Source organism: Winogradskyella sp. (assembly GCF_013213835.1).
Classification (GTDB): Bacteria; Bacteroidota; Bacteroidia; order Flavobacteriales; family Flavobacteriaceae; genus Winogradskyella.
In genome coordinates this window covers 24,655-41,005 of sequence record NZ_JABSSU010000013.1, presented here as the reverse complement: position 1 = coordinate 41,005, position 16,351 = coordinate 24,655, and the positions used below count along the sequence as shown (strand labels likewise).

Here is a 16,351-nt window from a genome sequence, read left to right as displayed (position 1 = left end):
ACAATTTGTATTAAGTTTAAAATAAATTTTCAAAAAAATATAAAAGTAAATTCATTTTTCATTAATGAATATAAAACAATATCATCTGTCTAGCAAGAATAAATGGAATACTTTTCTTTCAGAAAGTAACCAACAAACCTTTCTGTTCCATAGAGATTTTATGGATTACCATAGTGATAGATTCAAGGATCATTCCTTAATGGTTTACAATGAGGAATCTCTTGTTGCTCTATTGCCATTGAATAAAGTTGGTGACACGGTTTATTCTCATCAAGGGTTGACCTATGGTGGATTAATTCATAAATCAGTTTTAAAAACCGAAGATTATATTCTAATTTTTAAAGCTGTTTTAAAGTTTCTTTCAGAACAAGGTGTAAAGTCAATTACTATCAAGGAGTTACCAAGCATTTTTTTAGAAAATCAAACTAATAATCCATTAAATTATCTATGTTTTAAATTGAATGCATCATTAGATCGAATGGATATGCATTCAACGTTAGATATGCGATTTAAACACTATTCGCGTAGTAGGAAAAACGGATATAAAAGAGGAGAAAAAAACGAACTTGTTGTTAAAGAAGTAGAAGGTTTTACTGAGTTTTGGAATACAGTTTTAATTCCAAACTTAGATATAAAACATGAGGTTAAACCTGTGCATAGTTTAGAAGAAATTACACTTTTAAAATCAAGGTTTCCTAATCAGATTCGACAATTTAATGTGTATCATAAAGAAGAACTTGTTGCTGGTACAACAATTTTTGAAACTAATAATGTTGCTCATAGTCAATATATTTCTGGAAATGCGGATAAAAACACCTTAGGTAGTTTAGATTTTCTACATCAATATTTACTTGATGAGGTCTTTATTGGGAAACCCTATTTTAATTTTGGTATTTCAAATACCAATGAAGGTCAACAGATCAATCAAGGGCTAAAGTATTGGAAAGAAGGTTTCGGAGCTAGGTCTATGTCACAAGGATTTTATACAATTAAAACAGAAAACTATGCGTTGTTAAATGATGTGTTTGTATGATTACATTTTTAGACTTACATAAAATCAATGACCGTTTCCGATCAGAATTTGAGGATGCTCTTCAAAAGTCTTTAGATACGTCGCATTTTGTTTTAGGAAAAAACGTATTGCATTTTCAAAATGAATTTGCTAGATATTGTGGTACTAAGCATTGTATTGGTGTCGCTAACGGACTAGATGCTCTAACCCTAATTTTAAAAGGATATATCCAACTTGGGAAGTTAAAAAAAGGCGATAAGATTATTGTGCCTGCTAATACATTTATCGCGACAATTTTATCGGTACTACATGCTGGGTTAGAGCCGGTTTTTGTAGAACCAAACCCTGAAACATATAATCTTTCGGCAGATACTGTAACGAAGTATTTGAGTAAAGATGTTAAGGCTTTAATTGTTGTACATCTTTATGGACAATTAGCTGATGTTTTAGGTTTAAAGAAATTAGCTGAAGCAAATAATTTACTCTTAATTGAAGATGCAGCTCAAGCTCATGGTGCTAAGGATAATTCAAATAATAAAGCTGGAAATATTGGCGACGCTGCGGCATTTAGTTTTTATCCTAGTAAGAACTTAGGTTGTCTTGGTGATGGAGGTGCAGTTACTACGAGCGATTCAGAATTGTATGAGGTCATCAAACTCCTTAGTAATTATGGAAGTAACAAAAAGTATGTCAATGATATTGTAGGCTTTAATAGTCGCTTAGATGATATTCAAGCATCATTTTTGAGTATTAAATTAAATACGTTGGATGAAGACAATCGTAGAAGAAGAGAAATCGCTCGTGAGTATTTAAGGGACATAGATAATCCAAAGATTATGATATCAAATCATAGCCAGGATGAAAACCATGTGTTTTATGCTTTTGTTGTAGAGGTTGAAGATCGTGAAGAATTCTCTCAATATTTAACTAAAAATAATATCGGTTGGTTGATTCATTATCCAATTCCACCACATAAACAAAAGGCGTTATCTGAATATTCTAATTTATCTTTACCATTTACAGAGCAAATTCATAAAAGAATTTTAAGTTTGCCAATCAGTCCAGTAATGACTGAAGTAGAAGTTAAAACTGTTGTTGAAGTAGTAAACAGATATTAATTGAAGAAGTTTTTTCAGTATATAAATGACAATGTCCTTGTAAAGTCAGCAAACCTTAATACTGCAAATGTTAGTATTAAAATCATTTCAGGAATACTCATTACAAAGTTTATTGCCATGTTTATTGGACCTGAAGGTATGACCTTAATAGGTAACCTACGGAACTTTATTAGTACGCTTCAGTCTTTATCTATTGCAGGTCTCTATAATGGTTTTGTAAAGTTTATAGGAAAGTCAAAAAACCAAATTAAAGAACTTACCAAGACCTTATCTACAGTATTTTATTTTGGTTTTTTTATTACAATGGTTGTTTCATTTTTGTGTTTTTACAATGCAAAATTTATTAATGACTTTATTTTTCCAAACTTTAATTATGCCTACATCATTGAAACGTTTGCGCTAGTATTACCTTTTTATGCGCTAAACATGTTCATTTTCTCTATAATGAATGGTTATTCTAAGTATCGAATACTTTTAGTTATTAATATTACGAGCCAGGTTTTAGGACTTCTAGTAACTTTATTACTTATAAAGCAAGAGAAGATAGATGGTGCTTTAGTTGCAGTAGTTATTACTCCGGCATTAAACTTGTTGATTTCAGTGGTCGGTATAGCTTTTAGAAAGAACTTAATGACCTATATACAGATATCAGCTATAGACTTTTCTATTCTTAAAAAGTTAAGTTCTAATATGATTATGGCATTAGTTTCTTCAATTGCATTACCAATTGTGTTTATCATAATTAGAAATTATTTAGTTTCAGAGATTGGAATAAAAGAAGCAGGTTATTGGACAGCAGTTACTCGTGTATCAGATTATTATCTAATGTTTATTAACTCTTTAATGGCACTATATATTCTTCCAAGATTCGCGGAAATTAGTTCGCGTCAAGAATTTAGGAGAGAAATATTTAGTTTTTATAAAACAGTAATGCCAATTTTAGCGGTAATACTATTGCTAGTTTATCTAAGTCGCTCTTTTTTAGTAACTGTGCTTTTTACAGAAGAATTTAGACCAATTGAAAACTTATTTGGTTATCAGGTGTTAGGTGATTTCATCCGGGTATTATCAATGGTAATTGCTTACCAATTCTTAGCTAAAAAAATGTTTACACACTTTATTATTCTGGAGATTTTCCTTTTTGTAATAATGTATATTTCTAGTGTGTATTTAATTGACGAATTTGGACTTGAAGGTGCAGTTATGGGACATTGCTTGAGTTATTTAATGCACTTTTTAATAATATTATTTGTCTTCGGTAGTTCTCTATTTGGAGTACTAAATGATGATGGACTAGAAGAATATTAAAACGACCTTAAGTGAAACTTCCAAAATTTATTTCACAGAATTTACTACTAAAGATGACTTCGCTTAATGCCGTAGTTATTATAATTAGGTTAATTATTGGTTTTTTTCTACAACGTGAGATTTCAGGTATTGTTTCTAAAACGCAATATGCTCAAATAGGTAATTTTAGAAATTTAATTGCACAATTGTCCTCATTTACTTCATTTGGTGTGTTTAATGGTATTGTAAAGTATGTTTCTGAACATAAAAACAACAATAAGGAACTTCAAAAGCTATTCTCAACAACTACTGTTTTTATTCTTATTGGTTCTATAACTGCGTTTTTGATATTGTTTTTTGGAGCTGATTTCTTCTCTGAAAAGTATTTTGGTTCTAGCACTTACGCATATTTAATCAAAATTACCGCTGTAGTTGTGCCTTTTATAAGTATACAGCGTGTTTTTAATGGTTTTGTGAGTGGTCTTTCACTTTATAAGAAGTTTTCTAAGATTGAATTGTTTGCTTATCTGATTTCTTCAGGTTTAATGATTATTTTCTTATATCAGAAGCAATTTGAAGGAGTCATATTCGCGATAGCTATAACACCAATCATTCAGGTGATTGTTATGCTGTTTGTTATGGTGCAGATTTTTAAGGAATTTGTAAAGGTTAAGGAAATTGAGCTGAAAATTCCGTATGCTAAACCTTTGCTAGCATTTACCCTGATGAGTTTTGCCTCAACTATAATATTGAATGAAGTAGAGGTTTGGGTAAGAAATTCGGTTGAAGAAAAGTTAGGTGGAGATGAAGCAGGTATTTGGACTGGCTTATTGTTGCTTTCTAAAAATTACATGGTATTTATCAATGCTATTTTAACGCTTTATGTGCTACCTAGGTTTGCTCAAATATCCGATAGAATTGAGTTTACCAAAGAATTAGGCAAAATTTATAAGACAATACTTCCATTATTTGCTTGTGGAATGTTATTGATTTATGTGTTTAGGTTTTTTATAATAGATATTCAATTTAAGGATGACTATTCGGCTATGGCGCCACTTTTTAAATGGCAGTTATTGGGCGATTTTGTACGTTTAGCGTCCTTAATTTTGGCATCTCAATTTTTAGCTAAGAAAATGGTTTACGCCTTTGTGTTTTCTGAACTACTTTCTCACTTATTATTTTTTGGTTTATCAATATTACTTTTAGATTCTTTAGGATTAGAAGCAATTCCTATAGCTCATTTATTGAGATACGTAGTGTATTTCGCTGTAGTTTTATTTTTGGTACTGCGTCATTTTAATAGAGATAAGTAGACTATTTAACAGTAGAAGCTTTCCATTTTTTTAGATATTGCCTTGCACATTCAACATGATCATGATGTTGTTTTACAAAATTTCTAGCGCTAATAGAAATATCTTCAATTTTCTGAGGATTTTCAATTAACCATTCAAGTTTTTCCGCAATTGCATTTGCATCTGGTAGAGCATTAATAGCAACGGTATCTTCTTCTAGATTATAGAGGTCTAACCATTCTTGTTCAGCTCCAGTAAATACTACTTTACCTTTTGCCATTGCTTCCAAGGCATTAAAACCTTGATCGTATGCATAGACTTGGTCTAACAAGATGTGGCATCGATTAAACCGAGAAATGTATTCTTTGTAAGGAAGATTTTTAACAATATCTATTTCTACTTTATTACCAAATTTTTCTTGAACCAACTTTAAGGCATTATCGAAAATGTCATTCCCTTTTTTAAAATAATTAAAGGTGTTAATACCGTGGAAAATGATAACCTTATCATCAACTTTTGGCTGAATAAATTTGAGTTCGTTTAAGTTTATGGCATGCGGAATCATGCCTAAGTACTTGGGGTGATTTATTAGTGGAATGTGGTAATCTAAATCATTTGAAATTACACTTTCAATTTTATTAAATAATACTTTATGAAGTTTAATATGTTCTTTCGTAAGATAGCTTAATGCTGGTGAGAAGTCCTTTTTAGTGCCTTTGCCTTCAAAGTATGGTGTTAATATAGAATATCTAAACTTTTTGTCGTAGGCGTATTTTACACTTGGGTAATCGAGTCCACATGACAATAAAAAATACGGACATTTATTCCATTCAAAGAGCCATTCAAAAATTTGAAGATGACTTCGTCTGTTAAAATGAAATGGTGCTTCGTTTATGAGTTGAACGATATCGTAATTTGAGAGTTGGGCTTTATTATTTTTAAACTGTCTTTTCACAGAAATGGCAAAAAGATCAATTTTAAAAAGCAAGAAAAGAAGTACTCTCAGTTTTTTAAGAAAAAAACTTGTGAAATGGTCTTTAATCTCAATATCAACTTCAACATTCTTAAAACCATCTCTAGTACCAACTACTGTGGCTTCATGCCCTAAATTCTCTAAGCCTTTTTTAATGTTTAAATGGGCTTTATTGTATTCGCCTACAAGTAGTATCTTCATTAATATTATTACATTTGGGCTAAAGATAAGTGTTAATGCCAAAACATAATAATTTAAAAATTTGTGTTGTTGCAACATCATTAAGTGATGGTGGAACAGAACGTTTTTCTGCGACATTATCTCATATCTTAATTAATTTAGGCTATGATGTTTTCATAGTATCAACTAAGAATTGCATTGATTATAAATATGCTGGTCAATTATTCAATTTAGAAATAGAATCAAAGTCTAAGCGTAATTTTAAAAAATTGGTAGTGATGCGTCGGTTTTTCAAAAAAGAAAAGTTTGATATCATTATTGATAATAGAGCACGACGAAGTTTTTTTAAAGAATTTTTGATTTATCGCTTGCTTTATAACCAGTCCAGGGTGATATCGATGATACATAATTATAACATATATAATTATTTTCCTGATTCTAAAAATAAAGCAGAAATTATATATAAACATAATAAGGAATTTGTTGGTGTCAGTAAGAGTATTAAACAGAAAGTTATTGATGAGTTTTGTTTTAATAATGTACACTACATTCATAATCCGATAAATTTAGAAGAACTCAAAGTTAAATCTGAAGCTTATAAATTAGACTTATCTTATCAATATATCCTTTACTTTGGTAGGTTTGAAGAAGCATCAAAAAATTTGACATTATTAATTAAAAGTTATGCCATTTCGCAATTAGTTGAAAAAAATATTAAACTAATATTGTTGGGTAAAGGTGAAGATTTAGCTTATTTAAAAGATTTGGTAGATACCATGCAACTCCAGAATATGGTGATTTTTATGGGTTATAATCCTAATCCGTTTCCATACGTAAAACACGCAAAGTTTACGGTGCTAAGTAGTAATTACGAAGGATTTCCAATGAGTATTATAGAGTCCTTAGCTGTTGGTACACCAGTTGTTTCTGTAGATTGTGAATCTGGGCCAAGAGAAGTGATACATCACAATAAAAATGGATTACTTGTAAAATCGAATGATAAATCAGCATTGTCATCAGCTTTTAATTTATTTTTGAACGATGAAAAACTATATCTAGATTGCAAGCAAAATGCTACAGAAAGTGTTGCTCATCTCAATGTTAATGCAATTACAAGTAAATGGAAATCTTTAATAGAAAATGAAACAAAGTAGAATACAAGATTGCAATGTTGTTGAAATACCTAAGGTTCATGATGAAAGAGGAAGTTTGGCCGTTATCGAGAAAGCTATAATTCCATTCAAAATTCAAAGAGTTTATTATTTGTACGATGTACCAAGTGATAGTTACAGAGGTGGACATGCGCATAAAACACAAGAATCAGTCATAATAGCATTAAGTGGAAGTTTTACTGTGATTATAGATGATGGTAAGGAAAGGAAAAAGATACTTTTAAATAAACCTAATCAAGGGTTGCTCTTACCAACAGGAATTTGGCGTGAGATTGAAAATTTTTCTTCAGGATCCGTTTGTTTAGTCTTAGCTTCAACTGAGTTTGAAGAAGCAGATTATATTAGGGACTTTGATGTTTTTAAATCATCTAAAGGCTGATAAATAGACATTTCTTTTAATCAACCATTTTTGTAGGCCTTTGAATAGAACAATGAGTCTTCTTGGACTGTTGATTAAAAATTGCTGTTTAAGATTTAAATTCTTCATTAAAATAGAACCTTTGGCAGCTGAATAAATGTCTCTCTCTTTTAAAATTTTACAACGAATAGCTAATGCATATCTGTTAATATCAAGAAAATACTTTAAAGATGGATTTGTTTTTTCTTCAGTGATAAAGCGATTTAAAAAATTGAGACGTGTATAGTTAGTTTCAACCTTCGTAAGGCTGTCATTGATATAAGCCTTGTAGGTCATAGTTATTTTTGGGTTAAAGGATATGTCGTGATTTAAACCAAATTTAATCCAAAGATCAAGATCTTCGTTGGTGTCTAATGTTACATCAAATCCTCCTAGTTCTTGAAATTGTTTTTTTCTAAATGCTACTCCCGAGGTCCATGCCACACAGTTGATTGCGCTAGCTTCAAAAAAGTTGTCAATGATTAATATGTTGTTTTTAAACTGAAAATTAAATTGTGCGGGTTTTACAATAAATTCATCTAGAAAGACTTCATAATTACTGCAAAAAAGACCAGCATCTGGGAATTTTAAAGTTTGATTTTTTAACTCTGTAAGATGATCAGGATACCATAGGTCATCCGCATCAAGGAGTGCAATGTATTGCCCTGTTGAATTTAAAATACCATTATTCCTTGCTGAAGATACTCCTTGATTTTTTTGCTTAATTATATGAATTCTGGGGTCAGTAAACTGATTTAATAAATTAAGGCTATTATCGGTTGAACCATCATTTACAATAATAATTTCAAAGTCTTCAAAATCTTGTTTTAGTACACTTTTAATTGTATTTTCAATATAGCTTTCTTTATTGTAGAGCGGTATGACAATAGAAAAGTAAGCCATTATTATTTTGTGTTTATAATGCTAAAATAACCTAATCTATAGATATCAAATAAAAACAATGAAGGGCTAGACGAATTAAAATTCTTAATCATTAGTGGATTTAGTGTTTTAAAGAATAGTTTTAGTAAACCTTTCAAACCACACGAATCAATAATTTTATAATAATAATATATCTTAGAATTGGTTTCGTTTAGATTGCCTTTATCAATGAGCTCCTTTAAGGTTTTTAGACTAGTTTCTACCTTATTTATAAAAATAGAGGCACTTTCATTATCTAGATGAATTACGGGATTGTTCAAAGACGATATGATAAAACCATTTTTCTTTATGGAACTAAAAAAGAGGACATCCTCATAGCCATATTTGTCAATGCTTTCATCGAATGTATTTTGAAGGATGATTACTTTTTTAATGTAAAAATTTGAGGAACACTCTGATTTTTGTTCTCTTTTTTTGGTGTAAAGCCATCTTAGTCTTTTAGGTTTTTGCGGTTTTTCTAATGTGTTTGTTACGCTACCATAGATGATGTCTTTGTCCAAATTATTGAGATAGGTACTTATGAAGTCATTCGATTTTGGCAATACATCGCAATCCAAAAAAATTAAGTTATCGAATTTTGCACTTTTAGCAAGCATATTCCTAATAGCACTTCTTCCAATATTCAATTCAAGTTCCTTGTAGGTACAATTGCTTAAATTATTTATAGCTCTGTTCACTATCTTAAATTTTTCTGATGAATCATCATCAAACACTAAGATTTCATACGTTATACCACTATCATTACACTGTTTATGAAGTTCCGTAACTAGAGTAACGCTGTTGTAATTATATGTTGGTATTAGGATTGAAAGCATTTCATTTTAGGAATTCAAAAAAGAGCTACACTTTCCTTTGTACCACTTCAAAAACCTTGTTCTCATCACATTTAAGGGTTTTACTTGGGTATTTCAAAAGCAAAGCATAATCGTGAGTAGCCATTAAAATGGTGTTTCCGTTTTTATTAATGTCTTGAAGGACTTCCATAACTTCAACACTAGTTTGTGGGTCTAAATTCCCTGTTGGTTCATCAGCTAATATCAATTCAGGATCATTAAGTAAGGCTCTCGCAATAGCAATACGCTGTTGCTCACCACCAGAAAGTTCGTGTGGAAATTTAAAGCCTTTAGTTTTCATGCCTACTTTATCAAGCACGGCTTCAATGCGATTTTTAATGTCGTTTTTGTCTTTCCAACCTGTAGCTTTAAGCACAAATTCTAAGTTTCCGTTTATGGTTCTATCAGGAAGCAATTTAAAATCTTGAAAAACAATACCGAGTTTTCTGCGCAGAAACGGAATGTCCTTTTCTTTCATGGTTCGTAAATTAAAATCTACAACCGCACCTTCGCCTTCAGTCAATTCCAAATCGCCATAAAGTGTTTTCATAAAACTACTTTTACCACTTCCGGTTTTTCCTATGAGGTATACAAAATCGCCTTTTTGCATTTCAAAATTAACGTTAGATAATACCATGTTTCCACCTTGGTAAATTGTAGCACCTTTGAGTTGTAAAACCGTTTCAGACATTGTTTTGGCTTAAAATTTGATTAGCGTAAAAGTATTATTTCTAAAATCAATTATCAAATGTAGTTTCAGAATGTTTAACGTTGGTTGTATAGTTTTAATTATATGAATTTAACATTTAATAAGTCAGTTTATAATTATACACAAAATCTATCGTTATAGCTTTTGTAATCATATATATTTGATGTAGACAATCGTTGTATTAGCAACAGCAATTGTTAAAAGAAAAAAATGTAATATTTATAAATAGACAAAACTATTTAGATCTTTAATAAAGAGATTAATAATAATCAAAAAACGATCCTAATGCCACTTCAAAAAAGACTATTTATTCTCGTTTTTCTAATGTTTTCCTTATTCAGTATGTCCCAACAATCTGCGGTTTATACAAGCGAATTTAAAGATTATCAGAAAGCATTAACCCTATACAATAACAAGCAATATAAAGCTGCACAAGCGCTATTTGACGATATCAAATCAACGACGGAAGACGCTGTTTTAGAATCTGATTGTTCGTACTACATCGCTAATTGTGCTGTACGATTAAATCAAAAAAATGCAGACGAATTAGTAACCACTTTTGTTGAGGAATATCCAACGAGTACAAAACGTAATACAGCCTATATGGATGTCGCTGATTATTATTTTGAAAATTCGAAATACGCTTATGCTCGTAAATGGTATCAAAAAGTAGATGAGTTAGCGATTGCACGTTCAGAAAGAGATCGATTTAACTTTAATTATGGCTATACGTTGTATTCTACAAAAAGTGAAAAGCAGGCAACGAAGTATTTAAACAGAGTGATTAATTCTAAAGAATATGGTTCTCAGGCTAAATATTATATCGGTTATATGGCTTATGAAGGTGATGACTATGATAAAGCTAATGAATATTTTGATCAAGTAAGTGATAACGAAAAGTATAAAGAGAAACTGTCTTATTATCAGGCAGATTTAAATTTTAAATTAGGAAAATTTGATAAAGCTATTGAACTTGCTTTAGAGCAATTACCAAAAAGTAGAGGTGCTGAGGAATCAGAACTTTCTAAAATTATAGGGGAAAGCTATTTTAATCTCGAAAAATATGCGGAAGCCATTCCATATCTTGAAGCCTACAAAGGCAAAAAGGGAAAATGGAATAATACGGATTTTTACCAATTAGGATATGCATATTACAAGCAGAATGACTTTGAGAAAGCTATTTCAGAGTTTAATAAAATTATAGATGGTGATAATGCTGTAGCTCAAAACGCGTATTATCATTTAGGAGAAAGCTACATCAACTTAGATAAAAAGCAGGAAGCACTTAATGCCTTTAGAAATGCATCGGAAATGGATTATGATACTAAAATTCAGGAAGATGCGTGGTTAAACTATGCTAAGATTAGTTATGAAATTGGGAATGCCTATGAGTCTGTGCCACAAGTACTCTCGGGTTATTTAGATAAATATCCTGAAACACCGTATAGAACTGAAATAGAAACATTATTGATAGATTCTTACATCACTTCTAAAAACTATAAAGAAGCTTTAGTTTTATTAAAAGGCAAAAACAGTTTCGAAAATAAAGTAGCTTATCAAAAAGTAGCTTTTTTCAGAGGTCTTGAACTATACAATGAGACTAAATATAGAGAAGCTTTAGAGCTATTCAATAATTCTTTAAAAGAACCAAGAGTACCTGTGTTTGTTGCAAGGGCAACATACTGGAAAGCAGAAACGGAGTACAATCTTACCAATTATAATGATGCGTTATTAAGCTTTAAAGAGTTTAAGAACATGCAATTGCCTGTTAGGCCGATTGAAACTGAGAATCTGGATTACAACTTAGGTTATACCTATTTTAAACTGAAAGATTACAATAACGCTTCTAAGTATTTTCAAAAATTTATTGACCAAAATAATGGTGACAGATTACGCAGAAATGATGCGTATTTAAGATTAGCGGATGGCTATTTTGTGTCTAGCAAATACAATAATGCAATTAATGCCTATGATAGGGCAATTCAGATTAATGAAATTGAAACGGATTATGCGGCGTTTCAAAAGGCTATGAGTCATGGATATTTAGGTAAAGGTTCTAAGAAGATTTCAGAATTAAATGCATTTATAAAGACTTATAAAAAGTCTGCTTTACGAGATGATGCGATGTATGAATTAGCAAACTCATATGTGAAATCTAACAAGGCAGATGAAGCTTTAAAGATGTATGATAGATTAAATACCGAGTATAAAAGAAGTGCGTTTGCGTCTAAGTCTTTATTGCGTCAAGGTTTGGTGTATTACAACAGAAATGATAACGAATTAGCATTAAGTAAGTTCAAAAAAGTAGCGTCAGATTTTCCAGGTTCTGGCGAAGCAGTGCAAGCAGTATCTACTGCACGTTTAATTTATATCGATTTAGGCAGAGTAGATGAGTATGCCTCTTGGGTACAGTCTTTAGATTATGTTGATGTTACAGATGTAGAATTAGATAATACGATGTATTTAGCAGCTGAAAAGCCGTATTTAGATAATGATACAGATAAGGCGATAAAGCAGTTTAACAAATATCTAAATCAGTTTCCAAATGGTATTCATGCTTTAAAATCGCATTTCTATGTAGCGCAATTGTATTACAAAAAAGACTTGTTTGATAATGCGCAACCACATTATAAATATGTTGTAGAAGCTGCAAAGAGTGAATATACAGAACAAGCTACAGTTAAGCTTTGTGAAATTTATCTCAACGATTCTAATTGGTCGGAGGCAATTCCTGTTTTAGCAACACTCGAAACGGAAGCTGATTATCCTCAAAATGTATTGTATGCACAATCTAACTTGATGAATGCTTATTACCAAACAGAAGATTATTCTAAGGCAGAATCTTATGCTGAAAAAGTACTTGCAAATAAAAACTTAGATAATAAAGTAATGAGTGATGCCAAAATAATCATCGCACGTTCAGCAATAAAAACTGGTAACGAAGCAAAAGCAAAAAATGCCTATGCAGACGTTGAGAAAATAGCAACCGGAAGCGTGGCTGCAGAAGCATTGTATTACAAAGGATTTTTTCAGAATAAAGAATCAAAGTTTGAAGTGTCCAATACAACGATTCAAAAATTAGCAAAGGATTATAGTAGTTATAAATATTACAGTGCAAAAGGGCTAGTTGTTATGGCGAAAAATTTCTATGCTTTGGGTGATGCATTTCAGGCGACATATATTTTAGAAAGTGTAATTTCTAATTTCCCTGATTTTGAAGATGTCGTCCAAGAAGCTACTGAAGAACTGAATATCATTAAAACGGAAGAAGCAAAAACAAATTCATCAATTGAAACAGAAGACTAAATTCCTGCGCAAGCAAGAATTTCATAGTCGAAGTACAATCAAAATATAACTTATGAAAATCAAATTTTTAATTTTTATAATCACCATATCAAGTAGTGTATCATTTTTGAATGCTCAAGAGCAGAAAAAAGACACCATTGATGACCAAGTTGTTAATGTTATAAAACCATATACGCCTACAATTTCAGATGCCTTTAAAATAAAAGATATACCGAAATTAAATGACTCTAATACAGTGAAGAAAAAAGAAGTCAAATACAATATTTTCTCAATACCTGTGGCGTCGACTTTTACACCAGCGAAAGGAAAAGCAGCAACTGTTGATAAAGCAAAGCCAGTGAAATTATACGATAATTATGCGTCATTAGGTGTAGGAACATATACGACTATTTTAGGTGAAGTGTATTTAAATCATGAAATTAGTAGTACTCAAAATGTTGGTGGATATTTTAGTCATCATTCTTCACAAGGTGGCATTAATGAGGTGCTTTTAGATGATAACTTTTCAATCACTAATATTAACGCTCATTATTCTGAAAAATTAAGAGATTTTTCATGGAAAGTGAATGGTGGATTTAATGTAATGACCTACAATTGGTATGGTTTGCCAGCCGATACTTTTACAGCAGCACCAATAGCAGAAGATGCTGCTAAACATGCTTTTAACAGCTTTAATTTAGGGGGTAAGTTGCGTTTTGATGATGCTATTATCAATGAAGGTAGTATACGCTTCAGACGATTTGCAGATGATTTTGATTCTGGTGAAAATAGATTTGTTGCTAAGGCTAATTTTAATGTGCCGATACAAGGTGAAGACATAAATACAGATTTCTATATAGATTATATAGGTGGAAGTTTTGAGCAAGGATTTTTTGGTGGAGATGGGATAAACTACGGTAACGTTACATTTGGGTTATCACCATCTTACCAGCTAAAACAAGATGATTTAACAGTTAATCTTGGTGCAAGTTTTATATTTCTTAACGATACTGAGTTTAGCGATAATAAGTTTTTTATATACCCAAATATCGAAGCAACATACAGGCTTGTGAATGAGGTACTCATAGCTTATGGTGGAATCACAGGGCAATTACAGCAAAACTCTTATTATGATTTTGCAACTCAAAATCCATTTGTTTCTCCAACATTATTAATCACACCGACAGATCAGCGTTACAATGGTTTTATAGGTTTAAAAGGAAAGTTATCTCATAATGTGAGTTATAATGTTAGAGGAAATTATTTTGCTGAGGAGAATAAAGCCTTGTTTAAGGCAAATGATAGAGTAGAAATGCCTACAGATAATACGCCTTATGAGTTTGGAAATTCATTTAATGTAGTTTATGACGATGTCACTACGTTTTCCGTAGCTGGCGAATTAAATATAGATATCAATAGAAATTTTACTCTAGGCATTAAAGGTGAATATTTTAATTACAACGTAGATAACCAAGCTGAAGCATGGAATTTACCAACTGTAACAGGTTCTATTTTTATGGATGTTCAACTTTCTGAACAATGGTTTGCAGGTGTAAGTGCATTATATGTTGGGGAACGAAAAGACCAATTAGGTGTTACAGGAATATTGATAGATACAACACCAACAACTATTACTTTAGATAGTTTCTTTGATGCTAATGCCCATGTAGGTTATAAAATTAATGACCAATTATCTGTATTTGCAAAAGTGAATAATATTTTGAGTCAAGATTATCAAAGATTCTTAAATTTCCCTGTGCAAGGTTTTCAAGCGTTGGCTGGTGCAACGTATCAATTTGATTTTTAATCCTAGAGAAATGTGTTATTCTTGTAAAGGAAGAAAACTAATAATTAAGAATCCATATCAGGTTTGGAAAAATTGATTGTTTAATACAATCTTGCCAAATAATCATAATGCTCACCATCCATTATTTTTTGACATTTGAGATCTGCGGTTTGGCAAGCAGCATGTAAAGTTTCAAAATCTAGGTATAGCCATTTTAGAGGATTTTCTTCTTCTCCTTTATAGCTGAGGTAATAATCGAGTTCGCCATAATAGCGACTATTTAAATCTATCCAAGTGCCACCATCTTCATCTTCAAACATGTACTTAATATCGCTAGAGTCAATTAAAATTTGTCCATTAGGATTTAATAAAGATTTTAAATGCTTCAGATATTTAGAAACCTGAAATAGTTCTTGAAAAATCCCAGTACCATTCATTAAAAGTAAAATGGTGTCAAAGGTTTCAGTTTCTTTTAAAAGCGGTTTTAATTCGGTATTTATAACACCACGTATTTTGCATACTTCAATTGCGCCTTTAGAGCTGTCAATTCCTTTAATGCTAAAACCTTTGTTTTGCAGCCAAAGTGAATGATTGCCTGCACCGCAACCAACATCAAGGATTTTTCCTTTAGCAAGTTTAAGTGCTTTTTGTTCCAGTTTTGGCATTTCAGAAAAGGACCGAAATAAATAAGGTATTGGCAACTCATCTTTATCAGAGATGTTCGTCCAGGTAATTATGTCTTCAGAATAGTTGTTGTTCTGATAGTCTAATAAGGCCTTTCCAAATATATCTTTATTCATAGTAATTGTTATGCTCAACTTGATTCAGCACTTCATTCTGTTTATCTTTACATTATGCAAGACATCATCAATAATCTACCTAAGCTCGCCAAAGATAAACATAAGGAAAACAAAACCTTCTTTACTAAGCTAAAGAAAAAACCACCTAAACAGCTAGACTATATCATGCAAGAGTTGCATGAAAATGAGTTTGAGCGGACGGATTGTTTAGAATGTGCCAATTGTTGTAAAACTACTGGGCCGTTATTCACAGAGAAAGATATTCAGAGAATTTCGAAGCATTTTAGGATGAAACCACAACAATTTATTGAAACCTATCTCAGAATTGATGAGGACAATGATTATGTACTGCAAGCCGTACCTTGTACTTTTCTTGGTGCAGATAATTACTGTTCAATTTATGATGTAAGACCTAAGGCTTGCAGAGAATTTCCTCATACCGATAGAAAGAAGTTTCAGCAGATTTCTAACCTTACACTGAAGAATGTTGCCATTTGCCCAGCGGCTCATAATATCGTAGAAGAAATGAAGAAAAAAATCACTTTCTAGTTTATTGGTATTCGGA

At 31.3% G+C, this 16,351-nt stretch carries 14 protein-coding genes; 9 read left to right on the top strand and 5 right to left on the bottom strand.

Going from position 1 to position 16,351, the window contains the following annotated elements; genetic code table 11:
* Positions 1 to 64 precede the first annotated feature (64 nt).
* The 4 genes from HRU50_RS15165 to HRU50_RS15150 are packed head-to-tail and all read left to right on the top strand — an operon-like array spanning position 65 to position 4,730.
* Positions 65 to 1,033, top strand: a complete 969-nt coding sequence (locus HRU50_RS15165; protein WP_296352016.1) for a GNAT family N-acetyltransferase — start codon at positions 65 to 67, stop codon at positions 1,031 to 1,033.
* On the top strand, positions 1,030 to 2,130 hold the full coding sequence (locus HRU50_RS15160) for a DegT/DnrJ/EryC1/StrS aminotransferase family protein (protein ID WP_296352013.1): 1,101 nt from the start codon (positions 1,030 to 1,032) through the stop codon (positions 2,128 to 2,130). Before HRU50_RS15165 ends, HRU50_RS15160 begins: the two co-directional genes overlap by 4 nt.
* A complete protein-coding gene (locus HRU50_RS15155) occupies positions 2,131 to 3,438 on the top strand; it encodes an O-antigen translocase (RefSeq protein WP_296352012.1) in 1,308 nt (435 codons plus the stop codon).
* A gap of 11 nt (positions 3,439 to 3,449) precedes the next feature.
* On the top strand, positions 3,450 to 4,730 hold the full coding sequence (locus HRU50_RS15150; protein WP_296352010.1) for an O-antigen translocase: 1,281 nt from the start codon (positions 3,450 to 3,452) through the stop codon (positions 4,728 to 4,730).
* Position 4,731: 1 nt separating this feature from the next.
* Here HRU50_RS15150 and HRU50_RS15145 read toward each other — a convergent pair whose 3' ends face one another.
* Positions 4,732 to 5,883, bottom strand: coding sequence for a glycosyltransferase (locus HRU50_RS15145; protein ID WP_296352008.1), 1,152 nt, complete (start codon positions 5,881 to 5,883; stop codon positions 4,732 to 4,734).
* Positions 5,884 to 5,918: 35 nt separating this feature from the next.
* On the opposite strand from HRU50_RS15145, the gene HRU50_RS15140 reads away from it, so the two are divergent.
* Positions 5,919 to 7,016 (top strand): glycosyltransferase, encoded by a 1,098-nt coding sequence (locus tag HRU50_RS15140; protein ID WP_296352005.1) that lies wholly within the window; start codon positions 5,919 to 5,921, stop codon positions 7,014 to 7,016.
* Positions 7,003 to 7,413 (top strand): FdtA/QdtA family cupin domain-containing protein, encoded by a 411-nt coding sequence (locus HRU50_RS15135; RefSeq protein WP_296352004.1) that lies wholly within the window; start codon positions 7,003 to 7,005, stop codon positions 7,411 to 7,413. Before HRU50_RS15140 ends, HRU50_RS15135 begins: the two co-directional genes overlap by 14 nt.
* Here the strand turns inward: HRU50_RS15135 and HRU50_RS15130 are convergent.
* From HRU50_RS15130 to HRU50_RS15120, 3 genes are read right to left on the bottom strand one after another with little or no spacing between them, the layout of a single operon-like run.
* Positions 7,399 to 8,334 (bottom strand): glycosyltransferase family 2 protein, encoded by a 936-nt coding sequence (locus HRU50_RS15130; RefSeq protein ID WP_296352002.1) that lies wholly within the window; start codon positions 8,332 to 8,334, stop codon positions 7,399 to 7,401. The genes HRU50_RS15135 and HRU50_RS15130 overlap by 15 nt on opposite strands.
* Positions 8,335 to 8,336: 2 nt before the next feature.
* On the bottom strand, positions 8,337 to 9,188 hold the full coding sequence (locus HRU50_RS15125) for a glycosyltransferase (protein ID WP_296351999.1): 852 nt from the start codon (positions 9,186 to 9,188) through the stop codon (positions 8,337 to 8,339).
* Between the two features lie 25 nt (positions 9,189 to 9,213).
* Positions 9,214 to 9,897, bottom strand: a complete 684-nt coding sequence (locus HRU50_RS15120; RefSeq protein ID WP_296351997.1) for an ATP-binding cassette domain-containing protein — start codon at positions 9,895 to 9,897, stop codon at positions 9,214 to 9,216.
* A gap of 303 nt (positions 9,898 to 10,200) precedes the next feature.
* Between HRU50_RS15120 and HRU50_RS15115 the strand changes: the two genes are divergently transcribed.
* Both HRU50_RS15115 and HRU50_RS15110 read left to right on the top strand, forming a co-directional pair.
* Positions 10,201 to 13,221, top strand: a complete 3,021-nt coding sequence (locus tag HRU50_RS15115) for a tetratricopeptide repeat protein (RefSeq protein WP_296351995.1) — start codon at positions 10,201 to 10,203, stop codon at positions 13,219 to 13,221.
* A 52-nt stretch (positions 13,222 to 13,273) separates the two neighbouring features.
* Entirely contained in the window at positions 13,274 to 15,007 is a 1,734-nt protein-coding gene (locus HRU50_RS15110; protein ID WP_296351993.1) for a TonB-dependent receptor, read from the top strand.
* A gap of 80 nt (positions 15,008 to 15,087) precedes the next feature.
* Here HRU50_RS15110 and HRU50_RS15105 read toward each other — a convergent pair whose 3' ends face one another.
* On the bottom strand, positions 15,088 to 15,786 hold the full coding sequence (locus HRU50_RS15105; protein WP_296351992.1) for a methyltransferase domain-containing protein: 699 nt from the start codon (positions 15,784 to 15,786) through the stop codon (positions 15,088 to 15,090).
* 54 nt (positions 15,787 to 15,840) lie between these two features.
* Between HRU50_RS15105 and HRU50_RS15100 the strand changes: the two genes are divergently transcribed.
* Positions 15,841 to 16,335 (top strand): YkgJ family cysteine cluster protein, encoded by a 495-nt coding sequence (locus HRU50_RS15100; protein WP_296351989.1) that lies wholly within the window; start codon positions 15,841 to 15,843, stop codon positions 16,333 to 16,335.
* Positions 16,336 to 16,351 lie beyond the last annotated feature (16 nt).